The organism is Streptomyces sp. NBC_00667, from assembly GCF_036226825.1.
Taxonomy (GTDB): Bacteria; Actinomycetota; Actinomycetes; order Streptomycetales; family Streptomycetaceae; genus Streptomyces.
Map to the genome: position 1 here is coordinate 2,661,475 of NZ_CP109022.1, position 20,070 is coordinate 2,681,544.

The 20,070-nt window shown below is 70.6% G+C and carries 23 protein-coding genes, 1 tRNA gene and 1 riboswitch; of the genes, 8 read left to right on the forward strand and 16 right to left on the reverse strand.

Annotated features, from left to right (window positions below; genetic code table 11):
• Positions 1-8: 8 nt before the first annotated feature.
• The 3 genes from OHA81_RS12490 to OHA81_RS12500 are packed head-to-tail and all read right to left on the reverse strand — an operon-like array spanning position 9 to position 2,664.
• A complete protein-coding gene (locus OHA81_RS12490) occupies positions 9-977 on the reverse strand; it encodes an ABC transporter ATP-binding protein (RefSeq protein WP_329195528.1) in 969 nt (322 codons plus the stop codon).
• Between the two features lie 9 nt (positions 978-986).
• On the reverse strand, positions 987-1,868 hold the full coding sequence (locus OHA81_RS12495) for an ABC transporter permease (RefSeq protein WP_443056518.1): 882 nt from the start codon (positions 1,866-1,868) through the stop codon (positions 987-989).
• Complete coding sequence (locus OHA81_RS12500) at positions 1,861-2,664, reverse strand: ABC transporter permease (RefSeq protein ID WP_329202212.1); 804 nt, start codon at positions 2,662-2,664, stop codon at positions 1,861-1,863. Before OHA81_RS12500 ends, OHA81_RS12495 begins: the two co-directional genes overlap by 8 nt.
• Before the next feature lie 317 nt (positions 2,665-2,981).
• Between OHA81_RS12500 and OHA81_RS12505 the strand changes: the two genes are divergently transcribed.
• On the forward strand, positions 2,982-5,435 hold the full coding sequence (locus tag OHA81_RS12505) for a transglycosylase domain-containing protein (protein ID WP_329195529.1): 2,454 nt from the start codon (positions 2,982-2,984) through the stop codon (positions 5,433-5,435).
• Between the two features lie 34 nt (positions 5,436-5,469).
• On the opposite strand, the gene OHA81_RS12510 is transcribed toward OHA81_RS12505, so the two are convergent.
• The 3 genes from OHA81_RS12510 to OHA81_RS12520 form a co-directional block, all read right to left on the reverse strand.
• Entirely contained in the window at positions 5,470-5,790 is a 321-nt protein-coding gene (locus OHA81_RS12510) for a DMT family transporter (protein ID WP_329195530.1), read from the reverse strand.
• Positions 5,791-5,821: 31 nt separating this feature from the next.
• Positions 5,822-5,900, reverse strand: a riboswitch (guanidine-III (ykkC-III) riboswitch).
• 128 nt (positions 5,901-6,028) lie between these two features.
• Positions 6,029-6,373: a GroES family chaperonin gene (locus tag OHA81_RS12515; RefSeq protein ID WP_329195532.1), complete on the reverse strand. Its 345-nt coding sequence runs from the start codon at positions 6,371-6,373 to the stop codon at positions 6,029-6,031.
• Positions 6,374-6,425: 52 nt separating this feature from the next.
• On the reverse strand, positions 6,426-6,746 hold the full coding sequence (locus OHA81_RS12520) for a DUF3618 domain-containing protein (RefSeq protein ID WP_329195534.1): 321 nt from the start codon (positions 6,744-6,746) through the stop codon (positions 6,426-6,428).
• A gap of 133 nt (positions 6,747-6,879) precedes the next feature.
• On the opposite strand from OHA81_RS12520, the gene bcp reads away from it, so the two are divergent.
• The 3 genes from bcp (at position 6,880) to OHA81_RS12535 (ending at position 8,632) form a co-directional block, all read left to right on the forward strand.
• On the forward strand, positions 6,880-7,347 hold the full coding sequence (gene bcp / locus OHA81_RS12525) for a thioredoxin-dependent thiol peroxidase (RefSeq protein ID WP_329195536.1): 468 nt from the start codon (positions 6,880-6,882) through the stop codon (positions 7,345-7,347).
• A 313-nt stretch (positions 7,348-7,660) separates the two neighbouring features.
• The gene (locus tag OHA81_RS12530) at positions 7,661-8,506 is read left to right on the forward strand and encodes an HNH endonuclease signature motif containing protein (RefSeq protein WP_329195538.1); all 846 of its coding nucleotides are present in this window, start codon (positions 7,661-7,663) and stop codon (positions 8,504-8,506) included.
• 42 nt (positions 8,507-8,548) lie between these two features.
• A tRNA-Leu gene (locus tag OHA81_RS12535) sits at positions 8,549-8,632 on the forward strand.
• 76 nt (positions 8,633-8,708) lie between these two features.
• Here the strand turns inward: OHA81_RS12535 and rdgB are convergent.
• From rdgB to OHA81_RS12555, 4 genes are all read right to left on the reverse strand, one after another.
• Complete coding sequence (rdgB, locus tag OHA81_RS12540) at positions 8,709-9,311, reverse strand: RdgB/HAM1 family non-canonical purine NTP pyrophosphatase (RefSeq protein ID WP_329195540.1); 603 nt, start codon at positions 9,309-9,311, stop codon at positions 8,709-8,711.
• A gap of 161 nt (positions 9,312-9,472) precedes the next feature.
• Positions 9,473-9,850: a hypothetical protein gene (locus tag OHA81_RS12545; RefSeq protein ID WP_329195542.1), complete on the reverse strand. Its 378-nt coding sequence runs from the start codon at positions 9,848-9,850 to the stop codon at positions 9,473-9,475.
• A 190-nt stretch (positions 9,851-10,040) separates the two neighbouring features.
• On the reverse strand, positions 10,041-10,775 hold the full coding sequence (gene rph / locus OHA81_RS12550) for a ribonuclease PH (RefSeq protein ID WP_190182629.1): 735 nt from the start codon (positions 10,773-10,775) through the stop codon (positions 10,041-10,043).
• Between the two features lie 110 nt (positions 10,776-10,885).
• A complete protein-coding gene (locus OHA81_RS12555) occupies positions 10,886-11,119 on the reverse strand; it encodes a glucose PTS transporter subunit EIIB (protein ID WP_112449866.1) in 234 nt (77 codons plus the stop codon).
• A gap of 254 nt (positions 11,120-11,373) precedes the next feature.
• On the opposite strand from OHA81_RS12555, the gene OHA81_RS12560 reads away from it, so the two are divergent.
• Positions 11,374-12,675, forward strand: coding sequence for a PTS transporter subunit EIIC (locus tag OHA81_RS12560; RefSeq protein ID WP_329195547.1), 1,302 nt, complete (start codon positions 11,374-11,376; stop codon positions 12,673-12,675).
• Positions 12,676-12,951: 276 nt separating this feature from the next.
• Complete coding sequence (locus tag OHA81_RS12565) at positions 12,952-14,226, forward strand: PTS transporter subunit EIIC (protein ID WP_329195548.1); 1,275 nt, start codon at positions 12,952-12,954, stop codon at positions 14,224-14,226.
• A gap of 81 nt (positions 14,227-14,307) precedes the next feature.
• Here OHA81_RS12565 and OHA81_RS12570 read toward each other — a convergent pair whose 3' ends face one another.
• Positions 14,308-15,060, reverse strand: a complete 753-nt coding sequence (locus tag OHA81_RS12570; protein ID WP_329195550.1) for an MBL fold metallo-hydrolase — start codon at positions 15,058-15,060, stop codon at positions 14,308-14,310.
• A gap of 195 nt (positions 15,061-15,255) precedes the next feature.
• On the opposite strand from OHA81_RS12570, the gene OHA81_RS12575 reads away from it, so the two are divergent.
• A complete protein-coding gene (locus OHA81_RS12575) occupies positions 15,256-15,663 on the forward strand; it encodes a hypothetical protein (RefSeq protein ID WP_329195552.1) in 408 nt (135 codons plus the stop codon).
• A complete protein-coding gene (locus OHA81_RS12580) occupies positions 15,660-16,028 on the forward strand; it encodes a DUF488 domain-containing protein (RefSeq protein WP_329195554.1) in 369 nt (122 codons plus the stop codon). Before OHA81_RS12575 ends, OHA81_RS12580 begins: the two co-directional genes overlap by 4 nt.
• 245 nt (positions 16,029-16,273) lie before the next feature.
• Here the strand turns inward: OHA81_RS12580 and OHA81_RS12585 are convergent, their stop codons facing one another.
• The 5 genes from OHA81_RS12585 to OHA81_RS12605 form a co-directional block, all read right to left on the reverse strand.
• On the reverse strand, positions 16,274-17,224 hold the full coding sequence (locus OHA81_RS12585; protein ID WP_329195555.1) for a PLP-dependent cysteine synthase family protein: 951 nt from the start codon (positions 17,222-17,224) through the stop codon (positions 16,274-16,276).
• Positions 17,224-17,511, reverse strand: a complete 288-nt coding sequence (locus tag OHA81_RS12590; RefSeq protein WP_329202215.1) for a MoaD/ThiS family protein — start codon at positions 17,509-17,511, stop codon at positions 17,224-17,226. The genes OHA81_RS12585 and OHA81_RS12590 overlap by 1 nt, the downstream gene beginning before the upstream one ends.
• Before the next feature lie 111 nt (positions 17,512-17,622).
• Entirely contained in the window at positions 17,623-17,733 is a 111-nt protein-coding gene (locus OHA81_RS12595) for a putative leader peptide (RefSeq protein ID WP_329195557.1), read from the reverse strand.
• A gap of 77 nt (positions 17,734-17,810) precedes the next feature.
• A complete protein-coding gene (locus tag OHA81_RS12600) occupies positions 17,811-18,233 on the reverse strand; it encodes a M67 family metallopeptidase (protein ID WP_329195559.1) in 423 nt (140 codons plus the stop codon).
• 90 nt (positions 18,234-18,323) lie between these two features.
• Positions 18,324-19,766 (reverse strand): amino acid permease, encoded by a 1,443-nt coding sequence (locus OHA81_RS12605; protein WP_329195561.1) that lies wholly within the window; start codon positions 19,764-19,766, stop codon positions 18,324-18,326.
• Positions 19,767-20,070: the final 304 nt, after the last annotated feature.

The window sequence follows — 20,070 nt, forward strand, 5'->3', positions numbered from 1 at the left end:
ATTTCCCCCTACCCCCGCCCCGCGTACATCCGGGCGATGACCTCCTCGATGTCCGGCTCCCGCACCGACAGGTCCAGCAGCGGGTACCCCGCCGCCACGGCCGCCACCAGCGGCGCCGCCGACGCCTGCGCCGGGAACGCCAGCCACTGCCGCGCCCCCTCCACCCGTACCACCCGCGCCCCCGGCACCACCAGCGGCGGAAACTCCCGTTCCAGGTCCACCACCAGCGTCCGCTCGCTCTCCCCCGCCGCGCCCGCCGCGTGCAGCCCGCCCAGCGGGCCGTCGTACATCAGGCGCCCGTGGTCGATGACCATCACCCGCTCGCACAGCTGCTCGATGTCCTGGAGGTCGTGCGTCGTGAGCAGCACCGTCGTCCCGAGTTCTGCGTTCAGCTGCCGCAGGAAGGCCCGTACCTTCGCCTTGCTCACCACGTCCAGCCCGATCGTCGGCTCGTCCAGGTACAGCACGTCCGGATCGTGCAGCAGCGCCGCCGCGATGTCGCCGCGCATCCGCTGCCCCAGCGACAACTGCCGTACCGGCACGTCCAGCAGCTCCCCCAGGTCCAGCCGCTCCACGCAGCGCTCCAGGTTCGCCCGGTACCTCGCCTCGGGGATCCGGTACATCCTCCGCATCAGCCCGTACGAATCCTTGAGCGGCAGGTCCCACCACAGCGTCGTGCGCTGCCCGAACACCACCCCCATCCGGTGCGCGAGGCGCATCCGCTCCCGGGCCGGGTCGATGCCCGCGACGCGCAGCCGGCCGGCGCTGGGGGTGAGGATCCCGGTCAGCATCTTGATCGTCGTGGACTTCCCCGCGCCGTTGGGCCCGATGTAGCCGACCATCTCCCCCCTGCCGACCGTGAAACCGATCCCGTCCACGGCCCTCACCTGCCGTTTCTCCCGCCGTACCAGCCCCACCCGGCGCCGGACCGTGAACACCTTCTCGACGCCGTCCAGCTCGATCAGTACTTCGCTCATGCCCTGTCCTCAGCTCCCCGTGCTCCGGTACGAACGAAGTCCCGCGCGCCACGCCAGCGACGCGGGCACGAACACCGCGAAGGCCACGAGCGGGCTCAGGAACGCGACCCAGCCCGGCAGCCCCAGCGGATCGGGCCGCCCCAGCACGTACAGCGCGGGCAGCCAGTTGACGAACGCGAGCGGGACGACGAAGGTCACCCCGCGCAGCAGCTCCTTCGCGAACACCGTCGGCGGGTACTCCAGCATCGTGCAGCCGCCGTACGTGAAGGAGTTGACCACCTCCGCCGCGTCGCCGGCCGCGAACTGGAAGGCCGCCCCGGCCACCATCACCGCCGCGAAGATCGCGGTACCCGCCAGCACCATCACCGGCACCAGCAGCACCTTCCCTGCCGTCCAGTCCACGTCCAGCGCCGCCACCGCCCACACCAGCACCCCGCAGCCCTGCGCGATCCGGCCGAGCCGGCGCAGCGCGAACCGGTCCGCCGCCACCTGCGCGAGCACCGGGACCGGGCGCACCAGCATGCCGTCCAGCGAGCCGTCACGGATCCGCGTGCCCATCCGGTCGGTGTTGCCGAGCAGCAGGTTGGCCAGGCCCAGCGAGGTCGAGCTGGACCCGTACAGCAGGGCGATCTCGGGGAGCGAGAACCCGCCGAGGGCGTCCACGTGCGTGAACATGATGTAGATCGCGGCGAAGTCGAGGAGGGTGACCGCCGCGTGGCCGACGGTGGCCAGCAGGAAGGACATCCGGTACGTCATCGCGGAGCGGATCCACATCGCGGCGATCAGCCCGTAGCAGCGCAGCCCCTCCCACGCCCGGTGGCGCCGCGGCTCCCGCTCCCACACCGCCGCCGGCGGCCCCTCCCGCTCACGCCCGAGCACCGCGTCAGCCACCCTGGACCACCACCTTCCGCGTCGCGGCCGCCTGCATCAGCCGGCCCGCACCCAACAACACCAGCGCCCACCCGGCCTGGAACGCGAGCGCCCCTCCCGCGCCGCCCGCCCCCGCGCCCTCACCCAGCAGGACGTCCATCGGCACCTGGAGCATCGCCGCCCACGGCAGCATCCGGACCACGTCCCCGAACCCGCCCGGGAAGACGGTCAGCGGCAGCAGCATCCCGGAGAAGAACACCGAGACCAGACCGGCCATCATGTTGATCCCGGTGCCGTCCAGCAGCCAGAACGCCGCCAGCCCCAGCAGGAACCGCACCGCGAAACTCACCACCAGGCCGAGCACCACGGCCACCACGAACAGCAGCCAGCGCACCGGATCGGCGGGCAGCGCCAGCGGGAAGGCGAGCGCCCCCGCCAGGACCGGCACCAGCCCGCGCCCCAGCAGCTGGAAGGCGGCCCTGCCCATGTCGGCCGCGAGCCACCACAGCTGGAGGTCGGCGGGGCGGTACAGGTCGACGGCGATGTCGCCCGTCCGGACGCGCTCCTGGAACTCCTCCTGGAACCCTCCGCCCATCAGCGCGGCGGCGGCCAGCAGCGACTGGCTGACCCAGATGAAGGCCAGTGCCTGCCCCTGGCTGTAGCCGCCGAGGCCGGGCCGCTCGTCCCACAGCGCCACGTACGTGTACGCGAGGATGAAGCCGAACACGGTGTTGGTGAACACACCGGCCGCCGTGGCCGTCCCGTAGGTGGCGTATCGCCGGAACCCGCCGACCGCGACGGCCCCGTACAGCCGCAAGCAGTGCCCCGCGTCCCCGGCCACCGCCCTGCGGCGGACGTCCCCGCTCCCCGTGCCGGCTTCCGCTTCCGCTTCGGCTTCCCCTTCCGCTTCCCCTTCGGCGTCCGCTCCCCGGCTCACTTCCCGGCTCACTTCCCGGCGCACCGTATCCCTCCCCTTCCCAGGTCGTTCCTACGTCGGCCAAAGCGCGCGAGCTTAGTGCGGAGGGGCGAGCCACGCGACGGATTTACGCCCGTCCGAAGCACGCACATCGGCTATCAGGTAGACACCATTGGCACAGATGCGGATATGTCGTACACCGTCGAGGAGCCCCGGAGATGAACGACCAGTCACTACCCCCGGGCTGGACCCCTCGCGACCCCGACACCCCTGGTGCGAACGCCGGACCGCCGCCCGAAAAGGCGCCCGGCCCGCCGGCCGAGCCGCAGACCGGGCGCAACCGGAACCGGAAGCGGACCGGATGGCGCAGGGCCTTCCCCACCTGGCGCATGCTCCTCGGCGGCATCCTGCTCATCGCCCTGCTGATCGGCGGCGCCCTGATCGCCGGCTACCTCCTGGTCGACATCCCGCCCGCCAACGCCACCGCCACCGCCCAGTCCAACCTCTACCTCTACGCCGACGGCTCCCAGCTCGCCCGCGACGGCGAGGTCAACCGCGTCAACGTCGCACTCTCACAGATCCCCCGAACGGTGCAGGAGACGGTACTGGCGGCGGAAGACCGGGACTTCTACTCCGAACGGGCGGTGGACCCGAAGGCGATGCTGCGCGCCGCCTGGAACACGCTCGCCGGCAAAGGCACCCAGTCCGGCTCCACCATCACCCAGCAGTACGTCAAGAACTACTACTTGGGCCAGGAACAGACGGTCCGGCGCAAAGCCAAGGAATTCTTCATCGCGATCAAACTCGGACGCGAGAAGTCGAAGGACTACATCCTCGAGGGATACCTGAACACCAGCTACTTCGGCCGCAACGCCTACGGCATCCAGGCCGCCGCCCAGGCCTACTACGGCAAGGACGTCGGCAAACTCACCACCACCGAGGGCGCCTACCTCGCCACCCTCCTCAACTCCCCCGGCGCATTCGACGTCGTCGCCCACCCGCAAGGCCGCGGCCGCGCCCTCGCCCGCTGGAACTACGTCCTCGACGGCATGGTCAAGAAGGGCTGGATGACCCCCGCCGAACGCGCGGCCGCCCGCTTCCCCGAACCCGGGAAGATCCGCCCCGCCGCCGGCCTCTCCGGGCAGCGCGGCTACCTCGTCGAAGCCGTCAAGGACTACATCGTCGAACACAAGATCGTCGACGACAAGACGCTCTCCGAAGGCGGCTTCCGCATCACCACCACCATCGACAAGCGCCGCCAGAACGCCATCGTCGCCGCCGCGGAAGCACAGCTGATCAGCAGGCTCGACCCGCAGACCCACAAGGCCGACCGGGTGGTCCGGGCCGGCGGCGCCTCCATCGACCCCACCACCGGAAAGGTCGTCGCGATGTACGGCGGCCTCGACTACACCAAGCAGTACGTCAACAACGCCACCCGGCACGACTACCAAGTGGCCTCGACCTTCAAGCCGTTCGTCTTCGCGTCCGCCGTCGACAACGACGCCCGCACCCAGGACGGCCGCCGCATCACCCCCAACACCCTCTACAACGGCGACAACAAACGCCGCGTCATCGGGACCCGGATCCCCTACGCGCCCGAGAACGAGGGCCAGCAGTCGTACGGGGACATCACCGTCAACACCGCCACCGACCTCTCCGTCAACACCGTGTTCGCCCAGATGGTCGTCGACGTCGGCACGGACAAGGTCAAGCGGACCGCCATCGCCCTCGGCATCCCCGAGGACACCCCCAACTTCGACCCCGGACCGGCCATGGCGCTCGGCACCCTCCAAGCCAGCGTGCTCGACATGACCCAGGCCTACGCGACACTCGCCGATCACGGCCGCCACACCCCGTACACCCTCGTGGACAAGATCAGCAAGGGCGACGAGAACGTCCAGCTGCCCGACCGCGCCCCGCGCCAGGCCGTCAGCCGCGAAGCCGCCGACACCACCACCTCCATGCTGGTCAGCGTCGTCGACAACGGCACCGGCACCGCCGCCCTCGCGGCCGGCCGCCCGGCGGCGGGCAAGACCGGCACCGCGGAACTCGACCGCTCCGCCTGGTTCGCCGCGTACACCCCCGACCTGGTCACGGTGGTCTCCGTGATGGGCCAGGACCCCGACACCGGCGCCCTCGAATCCCTGTACGGGGCACTGGGCGAAGACCGCCTCGGCGGCGGCGGGTACCCGGCCAGGATCTGGGCCCAGTACACGAAGACGGCCCTGGCCGGCAGCGACCCCCTCGACTTCGACCTGGAACTCCAGCCGGGCGCGGTCCCCTCCCCGCCCCCCTTCACCCCGACCAACCCCGAGCAGCCCCCGGGCACCACCCCCCTCCCTCCCGTCCCGCCCAGCCGACCCGGCCGCCCGCACCGTCCCACGCGCCCCACGGGCGGACAGGACCAGGGCGGACAGGACGGCGGCGAAACCACGGCGGGCCAGGACACGGGCGGGCAGACCGACGGCGGCCGCACGGACGGCGGCCGGGGCGACGCCGGCACCGACAGCGGAACCACCACCGGCACCACCGCCGGAAACACCACGGGAACGGGCACGAGCACGGGCACGGGAACCGGCACGGGCGGGACCCTCGCGGGCACCACCGCCGGAGTCCTGGGCGGCATCGACGCGGGCCGCCGCTCCCGCCCCCCGTCGCGCTACCTCGAATAGCCCGCTGCCTCGAAGAGCCCCGGCCGCGCCCGGGTCAGTGGCCGGAGGTCGCCTTCAACCCCACCACCGCGACCAGCAGCAGACAGATGAAGAAGATCCGGGCGGCGGTGACGGGCTCCCCCAGCACCGCCATCCCGAGCAGCGCCGCACCGGCCGCGCCGATACCCACCCACACGCCGTAAGCCGTACCGATGGGCAGCGTCTTCGCCGCGTACGACAACAGCACCATGCTCGCGACGATGCCGGCGCCCGTGAACACGCTGGGCCAGAGCCGGGTGAATCCCTCGGTGAACTTCATACCGATCGACCAGCCGACTTCGAGCAGACCGGCGACGAGAAGCAGAACCCAGGCCATGACGGGCACCTCCGGAACGAGAGCGGAACGGGGTGCGTCGTCTTTGCGTCCAGCTACCCGGTACGGCGCGTCTCGTCGGGGTTTCCCCACCACCGTAGCAAAGGGCATGCAGAAGGGCCGGTGACCTCGGTCACCGGCCCTTGCGGGGTTCGCACAGCGGCCGTCCGGGGCCGTCAGCGGCGCTCAGGGGCCGCCGGCACCGCTCCGGATGCCGGCACCGCTCCGGATCCGTCAGCCGTCACAGGTACAACCCGGTGGAGTCCTTCGACCCCTCCAGCCGCTCCGCGGCCACGGCGTGCAGATCCCGCTCGCGCATCAGCACGTACGTCGCCCCGCGCACCTCGACCTCGGCCCGGTCCTCCGGGTCGTACAGCACCCGGTCGCCCGGCTCGACACTGCGCACGTTCTGCCCGACCGCGACCACCTCGGCCCAGGCCAGCCGCTTGCCGACGGCGGCCGTCGCCGGAATCAGGATGCCGCCGCCCGAGCGGCGCTCGCCCTCCGGCAGGTCGGAACGTACGAGCACACGGTCGTGCAGCATGCGGATGGGCAGCTTGTCGTGGGTGGTGGTGTTGTCGCTCACGACCCGAACCTACCCGCCCCTGCCCGGCCGGCACGCCGCAGGGTCACCCACCTCATCCGCGCTTGCGGCGCGCCGTCAGCACGAGCAGCCCCACCAGCCCGGTCGCCACCAGCGCGACCGGCACGATCCGCTCGATGCGGGGCGCCCCGTCCTCATGGCGCAGACCGTCCTTCAGATCGGTGACCAGCTTGTTCACGGCCACGACGGCACGGCCGGCGGTGTGGTCGATCTTGGAGGCGACCTTGGCCTTCGCGTCCCCGACGATCGTCTTCGGATGCATGCGCACGCCGATCTCGTCGAGCGTCTCGGCGAGCTGCTCACGGCGGCGGACGATGTCCGCCTCGATCTGTGCGGGGGTCCTGGCTTCCGGCACCGCGCTGCCTCCGTCGTCGTCGTGGTCGGTCGTCGTGACCGGTCGTGATCGGCCATAGGGGCGTGGCCCACCATGAACAGTCTGTCAGCTTAGTCTCGGACCGTACCGATCCCCTCCCGAGGAGACTGCTGACATGAGCGAGCGACTTGAGCCGGGCGACACCGCCCCCGCCTTCACCCTGCCCGACGCGGACGGCAACGAGGTCTCGCTCGCCGACCACAAGGGCCGCAAGGTCATCGTCTACTTCTACCCGGCCGCCCTGACGCCGGGCTGCACCAAGCAGGCGTGCGACTTCACGGACAACCTGGCCGTGTTGGCCCAGGCGGGTTACGACGTGATCGGCGTGTCGCCCGACAAGCCGGAGAAGCTGGCGAAGTTCCGCGAGCAGGAGCACTTGAAGGTGACGCTGGTCGGCGACCCCTCCAAGGAGGTCCTGGCGGCGTACGGCGCGTTCGGCGAGAAGAAGCTGTACGGCAAGACGGTCACCGGGGTCATCCGCTCGACGGTGATCGTCGACGAGGAGGGCAAGGTCGAACGCGCCCTCTACAACGTGAAGGCGACGGGCCACGTAGCCAAGATCATCAAGGACCTCGGCATCTGACCCCCGCCCCCTCCCCCGAGCGGCCCGCCCCACCCGGTGCGGGCCGCTCCGCTCATCGCACGAAACCCTCCGTAACCACCTGCGCCGCACCCCCGTTACTCCGTACGAGAGCCGCACAAGCGGCCGGGACCGGGGGGCCGATGACCGATCCGTACGAGCGGGACGCGCTGGCGACCGCCGTCGCCGCATCCACCGGCTGGGCCGACCTGATACGGCGCCTCGGCCGCACCGTCAGCGGCGGCCAACGCCGGGTGCTGCAGGCGAAGGTGACGGGCCACGGGATCGACACCAGCCACTTCGCGAAGCGCGGTCCGTGGCGCACGTACTCGGACGAGGTCATCGCCGCTGTTGCGGCCGCCTCGACCACCTGCGCGAGGTGGCCCTGGAACTCGGTGCCCGGCCGGCCACGGGGACGCTGTCCCACCTCGCCCGCCGCATGGCGGCGGCGGACATCGACACGAGCCACTTCGGCGGCATGGGGCAGGGCTCCGTCGGGCTTCCGTTCAGCCCTGAGGAGCTTGCCGCCGCCGCCGCTTCCTCCGACAGCGTTCGAGGCACGGCCCGCGCCCTGGAGATGCCCGACGACGGCCGGTCCCGCGCGGCGCTCGGGAAGGCACTCAGGAGGCACGGAATCGACACCTCTCACTTCCGCAACGCCCGGTCGGCCGTGCCGGAGGAAGCGCTTCGCGCGGCTGTCCCCGGTGCCACCAGCTACGCGGACCTCCTGCGCGCGCTCGCACTGGACTTCACCGAGGTGAACCGCCGGCGCGTTCGGCGGCGCGTGACCCAGCTCGGACTGGACGTCTCTCACTTCGCGCGGCGGCCCTGGGCCGCCGCGCGGGCGGTGGCGCCGAAGGCCGTTGCCCCCGGTGTTCTCACCCTGCAACCGGAGGGGTCTGCCAGGATCAATCGCGCCCGGCTCCACTCGGCACTGCAGCAGGTCGGCGTTCCCTACGCGTGCGCCGGGTGCGGGAACCCCGGCGAGTGGCTGGGCCGCTCGCTCACTTTGCAGATCGACCACGTCAGCGGGGACTGGCTCGACAACCGCCGCGAGAACCTCCGCTACCTGTGCCCGAATTGCCATGCGCTCACTGACACGTGGTGCCGCAAACCGCGGAGCAACTCCGTCGCCCCGCGAGGCCGGGCGGCCGTAGACTGAGCCCAGTCGCTCAGGCTGGATGTCCGAATTGAGCGCAATGTCGCGGTTGTGGTGGAATTGGCAGTCACGCTGGGTTTAGGTCCCAGTGGGGTAAAACCCGTGGGGGTTCGAGTCCCCCCAACCGCACGCACCGAAAGGCCCCGTACGCGCACGCCGCGTACGGGGCCTTCTGCATTGCGGTGGCCGTCGGGTCGTCAGGCCATCAGGTCGTCAGGGCGCGGATGAACGGGACCAGGGCGCGGAAGGCGTGGCCGCGGTGGGAGATGGCGTTCTTCTCCGCCGGGGTGAGTTCCGCGCAGGTGCGGGTTTCGCCGTCCGGCTGGAGGATCGGGTCGTAGCCGAAGCCGCCCGTGCCCGACGGGGTGTGGCGGAGGGTGCCGCGCAGGCGGCCTTCCACGACGCGCTCCGTGCCGTCCGGGAGGGCGAGGGCGGCCGCGCAGGCGAAGTGGGCGCCGCGGTGGGGGGCGTCGATGTCGGAGAGCTGGGCCAGCAGGAGGTCCAGGTTGGCCTTGTCGTCGCCGTGGCTGCCGGCCCAGCGGGCGGAGAAGATGCCGGGGGCGCCGCCCAGGACGTCGACGCACAGGCCGGAGTCGTCGGCGATGGCGGGCAGGCCGGTGGCGCGGGCCAAGGCGTGGGCCTTGAGGAGGGCGTTCTCGGCGAAGGTGACGCCGGTTTCCTTGACGTCCGGGATCTCGGGGTACGCGTCCGCGCCGACCAGTTCGTGCGGCAGGCCGGCGTCGGACAGGATGGCGCGGAGTTCGGCGACTTTGCCCGCATTGCGGGTGGCGAGGATCAGGCGGGTCATGCCGACCAGTATCGACCAGGGCCCCGTGCGGCCGAGTATCGACCAGGGCCCCGCGCAGCCGAGTACCGACCAGGGCCCGTGCGGCCGAGTATCGACCAGGGCCCCGCGCGGCCGCCCTCCGGTGGGCGGTCAGCCGGGGGCCGGGCAGCCGGAGGGGGCGGTCAGCCGGGGGTGCAGACCTTGGAGATCTCCTCGGCAGCGTTGCCGACCGGGGTGATGTCCGGGGTGGCGTTGCCGTTCTCGATGGAGGTGCGGACGTTCGTGACGGCCGTCTTCATGGAGGCGATGGCCTTGCCCAGGTCCGCGTTGTCCGTCTGGTCGCCGATCTTCTTGAGGCTCGTCTCGATCTGGTTGAGGGCGTTCTGCGCGTCCTGCGGGCTGTTGCCGGCCTGGGAGACGGCTTGCTGGAGGTCGTTGGCACCGTCGGTTATGGCCACGGCGGTGTTGGCGCAGTCCATCGCGGTGTTGAGGGTGTCGCAGGCGGAGAGCGCCGGGACGGCCAGGGCGGCTGCGACGGCGAGGGCCGCAGCGCGGTGCATGGGCTTCATTCGGGTCCCCCAGGGGCTCGGGCTCGGTGCAGGTGCAGGTTCAGATGCAGGTGCTCGGGTACGTGGACGGGCGCACGGCTTCGACACCGTGCGCCCGTACCGGCGTAGACGCCGGGCCCGGCCCGGCGGTTGCCCCGGGGTGAGCCGGCAGGGCCGCCCGGGCCGCGCGGGCCTCGCCGCTCTAGGAGGCGGCCAGGTCCAGGGCGCTGAGCTGGAGCGCCTGGAGGTCGGCGCAGCCGCCGGCGGCGAGGTCGAGGAGGGCGTTGAGTTCCTTGCGGTCGAAGGGCTCGCCTTCGGCGGTGCCCTGGACCTCGACGAAGCGGCCGTCGCCGGTGCAGACGACGTTCATGTCGGTTTCGGCGCGGACGTCTTCCTCGTAGCAGAGGTCGAGGAGGGGTTCGCCGTCGACGATGCCGACGCTGACGGCGGCGACGGTTCCGGTGAGGGGCTTGCGGCCGGCCTTGATCAGCTTCTTCTTCTGGCCCCAGGCGACGGCGTCGGCGAGGGCGACGTAGGCGCCGGTGATGGCGGCGGTGCGGGTGCCGCCGTCGGCCTGGAGGACGTCGCAGTCCAGGACGATGGTGTTTTCGCCGAGGGCCTTGTAGTCGATGACGGCGCGCAGGGAGCGGCCGATGAGGCGGGAGATCTCGTGGGTGCGGCCGCCGATCTTGCCGCGGACGGATTCGCGGTCGCCGCGGGTGTTGGTGGAGCGGGGCAGCATCGAGTACTCGGAGGTGACCCAGCCTTCGCCGCTGCCCTTGCGCCAGCGGGGGACGCCTTCGCTGAAGGAGGCGGTGCAGAAGACCTTGGTGTCTCCGAAGGAGATGAGGACGGAGCCCTCGGCGTGCTTGCTCCATCCGCGTTCGATGGTGACCGGGCGGAGCTGTTCGGGCGTGCGGCCGTCGATGCGAGACATGCTGTCGAGCCTAGTCGGTGCGGGGGTACGGGAAGACCCCGTCCGGGTGGTTCCGGTACGGGGTCTGCCGTGCTGCCTGCGGGGAGAGCGGGTGAGCGGGCGGGCTCAGCTCACATCATGTCTTCGATGTCGGCGGCGATGGGGTCGGCGTCGGTGCCGATGACGACCTGGATCGCGGTGCCCATCTTGACGACGCCGTGGGCGCCGGCGGCCTTGAGGGCGGCTTCGTCGACCTTGCTCGGGTCGATGACTTCGGTGCGCAGGCGGGTGATGCAGCCTTCGACTTCTTCGATGTTTTCGATACCGCCGAGCCCGGCGACGATCTTCTCAGCCTTGGTGGCCATGTGTGTCTCCCTGCGTGTGACGAAGAACGAGTCTCGGCGGCCGGATGCCTGGTTCGCCCACCCGGAGGTCCGCTTTGTCACGGTAACTCACGGTTGGCCCATCTATGCGAGCGCGTGCCCGGCACCTGCCGAATGATAACGATCAACATCCACCCGCCTTGCGGGCCGGTGCACGTGACCCTGCGACGAGTGGTCTACACCAGTGTGCCGTATGCGACGCACCTACCAAAACGGGCCGGTCAGGGAGGACGCCGATGAGCGTGAACAGCGCCGCAGCCGGGCCGCGACCCCAGTGGTGGAGCGGCTTGTTCCAGGGGCTGCAGAAGATGGGGCGCAGTCTCCAGCTGCCGATCGCCGTCCTGCCGGCGGCGGGCATCCTCACCCGGCTCGGCCAGCCCGACGTGTTCGGCGCCGACGGGCTGGACTGGACTGACGTCGCCAACGTCATGGCGGGCGCGGGTGGCGCGCTGCTGGATCCGGACCTGGGCCTCCCGCTGCTCTTCTGCGTGGGTGTCGCGATCGGGATGGCCAAGAAGGCGGACGGTTCGACGGCGCTGGCGGCGGTGGCGGGGTTCCTCGTCTACCGCGGGGTGCTGCACGCCTTCCACAAGCCCTGTCCGCAGGGGACGAAGGACATCGGGGGCGGCTGCCTGACGTCGACGGACACCTTCGCCGGGTACACGTACCAGAACCCGGGGGTGTTCGGCGGCATCGTGATGGGGTTGTTGGCGGCCTGGTTCTGGCAGCGCTTCCACCGGGTGAAGCTGGTGGACTGGCTCGGCTTCTTCAACGGCCGCCGTCTCGTCCCGATCGTCATGTCGTTCGTCGCGATCGGGTTCGCCGTGCTGTGCCTGTGGGTCTGGCCGCCGGTCGGTGACGCGCTGGAGAGCTTCTCGGACTGGTTGGTGGGACTGGGGTCGTGGGGTGCGGGCATCTTCGGCGTCGCGAACCGCGCGCTGTTGGTGATCGGGCTGCACCAGTTCCTGAACGTGCCGGTGTGGTTCCAGTTCGGCAGCTTCACCAAGCCGGACGGGGTGGTCGTGCACGGTGACATCAACATGTTCCTGGCGGGCGACCCGCACGCCGGCCTGTTCCTCTCCGGCTTCTTCCCGATCATGATGTTCGCCCTGCCCGCGGCGGCGCTGGCGATCACGCACTGCGCGAAGCCGCGGCGGCGCAAGGAGGTGGGGGGCCTGATGCTGTCGGTGGCGCTGACCTCGTTCGTCACCGGGATCACGGAGCCGCTGGAGTACTCGTTCCTGTTCGTCGCGCCGGCCCTGTACGCGATCCACGCGGTGCTGACGGGGGTGTCGATGGCGGTGACGTGGGCGCTCGGGGTCCACGACGGGTTCAGCTTCTCGGCGGGCCTGATCGACTACGTCATCAACTGGGGGTTGGCGACCAAGCCGTGGCTGATCATCCCGATCGGCCTGGGTTTCGCGGTGGTCTATTACGCGATCTTCCGGTTCGCGATCACCAAGTTCGACCTCCCCACCCCGGGTCGGGAGTCGGACGAGGAGATCGAGGCGATGCAAGGGGAGACCACCAAGGCCTGAGGCACCCCGAGGCCGGCCGTTCCATCCTCCGCTCCGGCGCGTGAAAGGCCCCCGGCTCCACGGAGTCGGGGGCTTTTCGCTGCCCGCCGGGAGCGTGGTTCCTACAACAAAAAATTGAAGGTTCCTTATCTAACCCCGACCGTGTTACAACTGGTCTACACCATGCATTGGTGTAGACCACGACCGCTTCCCCCCGGCGGCGTGTGCCCCCTTTTCGAGACGTCGCCGTCCCCCGTGGTTCACCCCTAGGCGGCGCCTTGCTCCCCGGAGGAAGTTATGAGTACGGCTACTGACGCCGCGGCGCCGCCCGCCAAGAAGCGGGGCGCCGGCCTGATCCAGGGTCTGCAGAAGGTCGGCCGCAGCCTCCAGCTGCCCATCGCCGTCCTGCCCGCCGCCGGCATCCTGCTGCGCCTCGGCCAGCCCGACGTCTTCGGCAAGGACGGCCTCGGCTGGGGCAAGGTCGCCACGGTGTTCGCCACCGCCGGTGACGCCGTCTTCACCAACCTGCCGCTGCTCTTCTGCATCGGTGTCGCCATCGGCTTCGCCAAGAAGGCCGACGGCTCCACCGCGCTCGCCGCGCTGGTCGGTTTCCTGGTCTACAAGAACGTCCTCACTGCCTTCCCGGTGACCGAGGCCGTCATCAACACCACCGAGAACAAGGGTGTCGACGTCGCCGCGACGTACAACAACCCGGGCGTCCTCGGCGGCATCATCATGGGTCTGCTCGCCGCGGTCCTGTGGCAGCGCTACCACCGCACGAAGCTGGTGGACTGGCTCGGCTTCTTCAACGGCCGCCGTCTCGTCCCGATCATCATGGCGTTCGTCGGCGTCATCGCCGGTGTCTTCTTCGGCCTGGTCTGGGAGCCGATCGGCGAGGTCATCTCCAGCTTCGGCGAGTGGATGACCGGCCTGGGCTCCGGCGGCGCCGGCCTGTTCGGCCTGATCAACCGCGGCCTGATCCCGATCGGCATGCACCAGTTCGTCAACACCGTCGCCTGGTTCCAGATCGGTGACTTCACCAACGCCGCCGGCGAGGTCGTCCACGGCGACCTGAACCGGTTCTTCGCCGGTGACCCGGACGCCGGCCTCTTCATGACCGGGTTCTTCCCCATCATGATGTTCGGCCTGCCGGCCGCGGCACTGGCCATCGCGCACTGCGCCCGCCCGGAGCGCCGCAAGGCGGTCACCGGCATGATGGTCTCGCTCGCCCTCACCTCGTTCGTCACGGGTGTCACCGAGCCCATCGAGTTCTCGTTCATGTTCATCGCGCCGCTGCTGTACGCGATCCACGCCGTCCTGACCGCCATCTCCATGGCCGTCACCTGGGCGCTCGGCATCCATGCCGGGTTCACCTTCTCGGCCGGCCTGATCGACCTGGGCCTGGGGTGGAACAAGGCGACCAACCCGCTGTACATCATCCCGGTCGGACTCGTCTTCGCGGCGATCTACTACTTCGTCTTCCGCTTCGCGATCACGAAGTTCAACCTCCCCACGCCGGGCCGCGAGTCCGACGAGGAGCTCGCCGAACTGGCGAAGGCCGAGGCCAAGTAGGCCCCGCGGTCCCCGTGCACGACGAAGCCCCCGCACTTCCCGAAAGGGAGGGCGGGGGCTTCATCGTGTGCCGTCGGGGCGTCAGACCTCGTAGACCGCGCCGGGCTGCGCGAGGTCGACCCGGCCGTCGTAGACCGCGCGGGCGTCGGCGAGGTTGCGGGCGGCGTCCGTCCACGGCGGGACGTGGGTCAGGACCAGCCGGCCCGCTCCGGCGCCGGCCGCGTACTGGCCCGCCTCGCGGCCGTTGAGGTGGAGGTCCGGGATGTCCTCCTTGCCGTGCGTGAAGGAGGCCTCGCACAGGAACAGGTCGGATCCGGCGGCCAGTGTGGCCAGCTCCGGGCAGACGCCGGTGTCCCCGGAGTACGTGAGCGAGCGGCCGCCGTGCTCGACGCGGATGGCGTACGACTCGACGGGGTGGCACACCCGCTCCGTGCGGACCTGGAACGGGCCGATCTCGAAGGCGCCGGACTTGAGGGTCCGGAAGTCGAAGACCTCGCTCATCGAGCGCGCATCGGGAACGTCGTCGTACGCCGCCGTCAGCCGCTGCTCGGCGCCCTCCGGTCCGTAGACGGGGATGGTGCCGCAGCGGCCGCCCTCGTGCCGGTAGTAGCGGGCCACGAAGTACGCGCACATGTCGATGCAGTGGTCGGCGTGCAGGTGGCTCAGGAAGATCGCGTCGAGGTCGTAGAGACCGATGTGGCGCTGGAGCGCGCCGAGGGCGCCGTTGCCCATGTCGAGGAGCAGCCGGAAGCCGTCGGCCTCGACGAGGTAGCTCGAACATGCCGATTCCGCGGACGGGAACGACCCCGAGCAGCCGACGACGGTGAGCTTCATGGAGCGTGAACCTCCGTGGACGGTCCGTGGACGGAATGCGGGCCGAGCGTGGGTCGAGCGTAAGGCGCGAAACGTCCGGTCGCTCCTCCGCGGCGGGCCGTTGTGGGGGGAATCACCTGTGCTGTCACCCGGGGGAGCGACACGGGGCACGGGCGTTGCCGCGCCGGGGGCGGGGGCCGCGGCTACGGTCGGGTTATGGACACGTCGTGGTGGCCCGCCGCGGTGGCGGTGGTCGCCGTCGTGGCGCTGGTGCTGCTGCCCCGGCCGGGTGTACGGGGTGCGGCGCGGCGGCGTGCGCCGGGGGCGGCGGGCCGGGTGCGGCCGGGCGAGCTGTGGTGCCTGGCGGACGGGCGGTCGTGTCTGGTGCTGGCGGTGGGGGCGCGGGGGCGGGCGCGGGTCGCGTGGATCACGGGGAAGTACGACGACCGGCGCGCGGGGGTGATCCCGTTGCCACCGGGGGTCGGCGGGCGGCCGGGGCGGACGGGTTACCTGGAGGCGGACCGGCCCGCGGAGGTGGCGTCGGCCGACTTCGACAGGCGGCTGGGCATGCTGGACCCGACGGTGTGGGACGAGGTCAAAGGGCTGGGCGGAGGCTACGGGTGAGCAAGCCGGTGATCAGGGTGCGGCGGGTCTACGATCCCCCGGAGCCGGGGGCGGACGGCGACGGGGTACGGGTCCTCGTGGACCGGCTCTGGCCGCGGGGGCTGGCGAAGGCCGAGGCGGCGGTGGACGAGTGGCCGAAGGCGGTGACGCCCTCGGCGGAGCTGCGCAAGTGGTACCACGGGGGCGGGGGAACGGAGCGGGAGTTCCGGGCCCGGTACGAGGCGGAGCTGGCGGAGCCTCAGGCGGTGGCGGAGCTGGAGCGGCTGCGGGGGCTGGCCGCGGCGGGGCGTTTGACGCTGCTGACGGCGGTCAAGGACCCGGAGGGCAGCCACGCGGCGGTGCTGGCGGAGCTGCTGGCGCGGTGAGCGGGGCGGGGGCGCGGGCGCCGGGGCGGTGCGGGGGCCGGCGGGGCGGTCGGGCTGCCGCGCGGGGCGGGGGTCGCTGCGCGGGGCCTCTCCCCCGGCGCCCGCACCCCCGCCCCGAAACCGGGCTCCGCCCGGACCCGCGCCTCGAACGCCGGCGGGGCCGGAAGGCCCGCGCCCCGCACGCCGGCGGGGCTGGAAGGCCCGCGCCCCGCATGCCGGCGGGGCTGTGGCGGGCCCGGCCGGGATCAGGCCCAGAGTTGGCCCTGGAGGACCTCGATGGCCTCTTCCGTCGTCGCCGCCGTGTAGACGCCCGTCGAGAGGTACTTCCAGCCCCCGTCGGCCACCACGAACACGATGTCCGCCCGTTCGCCCGCGGCCACCGCCTTGCGGCCGACGCCGATGGCCGCGTGGAGGGCCGCGCCCGTGGAGACGCCGGCGAAGATGCCCTCTTCGCGCAGGAGTTCGCGGGTGCGGGTGACCGCGTCCGCCGATCCCACCGAGAAGCGGGTGGTGAGCACCGAGGCGTCGTAGAGCTCCGGGACGAAGCCCTCGTCCAGGTTGCGCAGGCCGTACACGAGGTCGTCGTAGCGCGGCTCGGCGGCGACGATCTTGACGCCGGGCACGTGCTCGCGCAGGTAGCGGCCGACGCCCATCAGCGTGCCCGTCGTGCCGAGGCCGGCCACGAAGTGGGTCACGGACGGCAGGTCGCGCAGGATCTCCGGGCCGGTCGTGGCGTAGTGCGCGCCCGCGTTGTCCGGGTTGCCGTACTGGTAGAGCATCACCCAGTCGGGGTGTTCGGCCGCGAGTTCCTTGGCCACCCGGACCGCGGTGTTCGAGCCGCCCGCCGCCGGGGACGGGATGATCTCGGCTCCCCACATCGTCAGCAGGTCCCGGCGCTCCTGGCTGGTGTTCTCCGGCATCACGCACACGATCCGGTAGCCCTTGAGCTTCGCGGCCATCGCGAGCGAGATGCCCGTGTTGCCGGAGGTGGGCTCCAGGATGGTGCAGCCGGGGAACAGGCGGCCGTCCTTCTCCGCCTGCTCGACCATGTGGAGCGCGGGGCGGTCCTTGATCGAGCCGGTGGGGTTGCGGTCCTCCAGCTTCGCCCAGATCCGTACCTCGTCGGAGGGCGAGAGCCGGGGCAGCCTGACGAGCGGGGTGTTCCCGACCGCGGCGAGGGGGGAGTCGTAGCGCATTACTTCGATCCGCCGGCCACGGCCGGGAGGATGGTGACGCTGTCGCCGTCCTTGAGCGCGGTGGAGATGCCGTCCAGGAAGCGGACGTCCTCGTCGTTGAGGTAGACGTTCACGAAGCGGCGCAGCTCGCCGCCCTTCGTGTCGTCGACGATGCGCTCCTGGATGCCCTTGTGGCGGGTTTCCAGGTCCGCGAACAGGTCGGCCAGGGTGCTGCCTTCGCCCGTGACGGCCTTCTCGCCGTCGGTGTAGGTGCGGAGGATGGTGGGGATGCGGACCTCGATGGCCATGGCGGGCTCCAGTGTCGTCAAGTCGTCAAAGCGTGAAGGGGCGTGCGGAGGGGGCGGGCGGGGTCGAGTGCGCGTGGCGCCCCCCGCGCGGCAGGGCTGTGGTGCTCGTGCTCAGGCAGCAGGACAGATGGCGCTTGCGAGGCGGCACAGGTCGACGTGCAGCCGCGCCACGAGCAGCAGCGGCCTGCCGGGCGTCTCGTTGCTCACGTCGTGGGAAACCATGCGGTCATGTTAACGATTCCCGGTCCCCCGTTTGGAGTGTGATCCCGCATCGTGGACTCCGGGCGCTCACATGCTGGTCAGTAGGCCGCCACGACCTGCACTTCTTCCTCGGTGATCACTCCGTCGACGATGCGGTAGGAGCGGAACTGGAACTCCCCGAGGCCGTCGTGGTCGGCGGTGGAGACGAGGACGTAGTGCGCCGCGGGCTCGTTCGCGTAGGTGACGTCGGTGCGCGAGGGGTAGGCCTCGGTCGCGGTGTGCGAGTGGTAGACGATCACCGGTTCCTCGTCCCGGTCGTCCAGCTCGCGGTAGAGCCGCAGCAGGTCCTTGGAGTCGAACTCGTAGAACGTGGGCGAGCGGGCGGCGTTCAGCATCGGGATGAAGCGCTCGGGCCGGTCGGTTCCGGCCGGGCCGGCCACGACCCCGCAGGCCTCGTCGGGGTGGTCCTTGCGGGCGTGTTCCACGATCTGGTCGTACAGGGCCTGGGTGAGGGTCAGCATGAGCGACAGGATAAACAGACGGGCCCTCCCGTACCGAGGAGTGGTACGGGAGGGCCCGAATGGTGGACGGACGCCGCGGGGCGCCTGCGTCTACTCGGCCTTGGTGAAGGCCGCACCGCGCGGGTTGCGGGACTTCAGGAACAGGTACGAGACGCCCAGGATGGCACCCCACAGGGGGGCGCAGTAGAGCGAGACGCGGGAGTCCTTGTCGGCGCCCATCATCACGATGACCATGACGATGAACAGGAGCGCGAACCAGCTGGTGTACGGGGCTCCGGGCGCCCGGAACGGGGACTTCGGCAGGTCGCCGCGGTCGGAGGCGGCCCGGTAGCGGATCTGGCAGACCAGGATCATGATCCAGGCCCACATGCCGGAGATGGTGGCGAAGGAGACGACGTAGTCGAAGGCCTTGCCCGGGGCGACGTAATTGATCCAGACGCCCACCAGCATCAGCGCGGCGGAGAAGGTGGTGCCGACGAGCGGGGTGCCGCTCTTGGTCAGCTTGGTGAAGACCTTCGGGCCCTGGCCGTTGAGCGCGAGGTCGCGCAGCATGCGGCCGGTGGAGTACATGCCGGAGTTGCAGGACGACAGGGCGGCGGTGAGCACCACGAAGTTGACGATGGCGGCGCCGACGCCGAGGCCCATCTTCTCGAAGGCGGCGACGAAGGGGCTGACGCCGGGCTGGAACTCGTGCCACGGGACGACCGACAGGATCATGATCAGCGCGCCGACGTAGAAGACGGCGATCCGCCACGGCACGGTGTTGATGGCCTTGGGGAGGGTCTTCTCGGGGTCCTTCGACTCGCCGGCGGTGACGCCGACCAGCTCGACCGCGAGGAAGGCGAACATGACGATCTGGAGGGTCATCAGCGTGCCGCCGATGCCCTTGGGGAAGAAGCCGCCGTCGCTCCACAGGTTGGCGACGGTCGCGGTGTCGGCGGCGTCGGAGAACCCGAGGGTGAGGATGCCGGCGCAGATCAGGATCATGCCGACGATGGCGGTGACCTTGACCATGGAGAACCAGAACTCCAGCTCACCGAAGAGCTTCACGGAGATCAGGTTGGCGGCGTACAGGACGACGGTGAAGATCAGCGCGTACGCCCATTGCGGGAAGCTGTCGTGGGTCCAGTACGACATGTACTGCGCGGCGGCGGTGACCTCCGTGATGCCGGTGACCACCCAGAACAGCCAGTACGTCCAGCCGGTCACGTACCCCCAGAAGGGGCCCAGGAACTCGCGGGCGTAGTCCGAGAAGGAGCCGGAGACCGGGCGGTACATGAGCAGCTCGCCCAGGGCCCGCATGATGAAGAAGATGACAAGGCCCGCGATGGCGTAGGCCAGGATCAGGCTGGGGCCGGCCTTGGAGATGGCCTTGCCCGCGCCCAGGAACAGGCCGGTGCCGATGGCACCGCCGATCGCGATCATCTGGATCTGACGGGCTCCGAGCGCGCGGTGGTACCCCTCGCCGCCACCCTCGGGCCCGGCGTCCGCGCCGGGCTTCTTGTCGTGCTGCTCGACCTGCACAGAGGTCATGTCTGGTGCGCCTTTCTCCACGCCGACCCGCGCCTGCGATGGCTGCGGATCGGGTCCTCGATCCCCCCGGATACGGATGGAGTTGCACGCCGGCGATCAGCCGGTTCAAGCGAGCCGGGGGACATGGGTGGCGTCCCGTCGGCGGTCGTGAAGATTTATCACGTGCTTACGGGTGATCGAGAGGGTGGAATGTGGCGCACCGCACAGCCAAATCAGGACATGGGCCCCGGAACAGATCAGATCACCGCATCGCGGTGATCTGATCGTTATCCGGATTTGAGCGTTCGCTGAGCGAACAGAGCCG

Bases quoted from the DNA above. Each gene is read 5' to 3' on its own strand.
- OHA81_RS12490 (WP_329195528.1), bottom strand. From the start codon at position 977: ATGAGCGAAGTACTGATCGAGCTGGACGGCGTCGAGAAGGTGTTCACG.
- OHA81_RS12505 (WP_329195529.1), top strand. From the start codon at position 2,982: ATGAACGACCAGTCACTACCCCCGGGCTGGACCCCTCGCGACCCCGAC.
- OHA81_RS12510 (WP_329195530.1), bottom strand. From the start codon at position 5,790: ATGGCCTGGGTTCTGCTTCTCGTCGCCGGTCTGCTCGAAGTCGGCTGG.
- bcp (WP_329195536.1), top strand. From the start codon at position 6,880: ATGAGCGAGCGACTTGAGCCGGGCGACACCGCCCCCGCCTTCACCCTG.
- rdgB (WP_329195540.1), bottom strand. From the start codon at position 9,311: ATGACCCGCCTGATCCTCGCCACCCGCAATGCGGGCAAAGTCGCCGAA.
- OHA81_RS12545 (WP_329195542.1), bottom strand. From the start codon at position 9,850: ATGCACCGCGCTGCGGCCCTCGCCGTCGCAGCCGCCCTGGCCGTCCCG.
- rph (WP_190182629.1), bottom strand. From the start codon at position 10,775: ATGTCTCGCATCGACGGCCGCACGCCCGAACAGCTCCGCCCGGTCACC.
- OHA81_RS12555 (WP_112449866.1), bottom strand. From the start codon at position 11,119: ATGGCCACCAAGGCTGAGAAGATCGTCGCCGGGCTCGGCGGTATCGAA.
- OHA81_RS12560 (WP_329195547.1), top strand. From the start codon at position 11,374: ATGAGCGTGAACAGCGCCGCAGCCGGGCCGCGACCCCAGTGGTGGAGC.
- OHA81_RS12565 (WP_329195548.1), top strand. From the start codon at position 12,952: ATGAGTACGGCTACTGACGCCGCGGCGCCGCCCGCCAAGAAGCGGGGC.
- OHA81_RS12570 (WP_329195550.1), bottom strand. From the start codon at position 15,060: ATGAAGCTCACCGTCGTCGGCTGCTCGGGGTCGTTCCCGTCCGCGGAA.
- OHA81_RS12575 (WP_329195552.1), top strand. From the start codon at position 15,256: ATGGACACGTCGTGGTGGCCCGCCGCGGTGGCGGTGGTCGCCGTCGTG.
- OHA81_RS12585 (WP_329195555.1), bottom strand. From the start codon at position 17,224: ATGCGCTACGACTCCCCCCTCGCCGCGGTCGGGAACACCCCGCTCGTC.
- OHA81_RS12590 (WP_329202215.1), bottom strand. From the start codon at position 17,511: ATGGCCATCGAGGTCCGCATCCCCACCATCCTCCGCACCTACACCGAC.
- OHA81_RS12595 (WP_329195557.1), bottom strand. From the start codon at position 17,733: ATGGTTTCCCACGACGTGAGCAACGAGACGCCCGGCAGGCCGCTGCTG.
- OHA81_RS12600 (WP_329195559.1), bottom strand. From the start codon at position 18,233: ATGCTGACCCTCACCCAGGCCCTGTACGACCAGATCGTGGAACACGCC.
- OHA81_RS12605 (WP_329195561.1), bottom strand. From the start codon at position 19,766: ATGACCTCTGTGCAGGTCGAGCAGCACGACAAGAAGCCCGGCGCGGAC.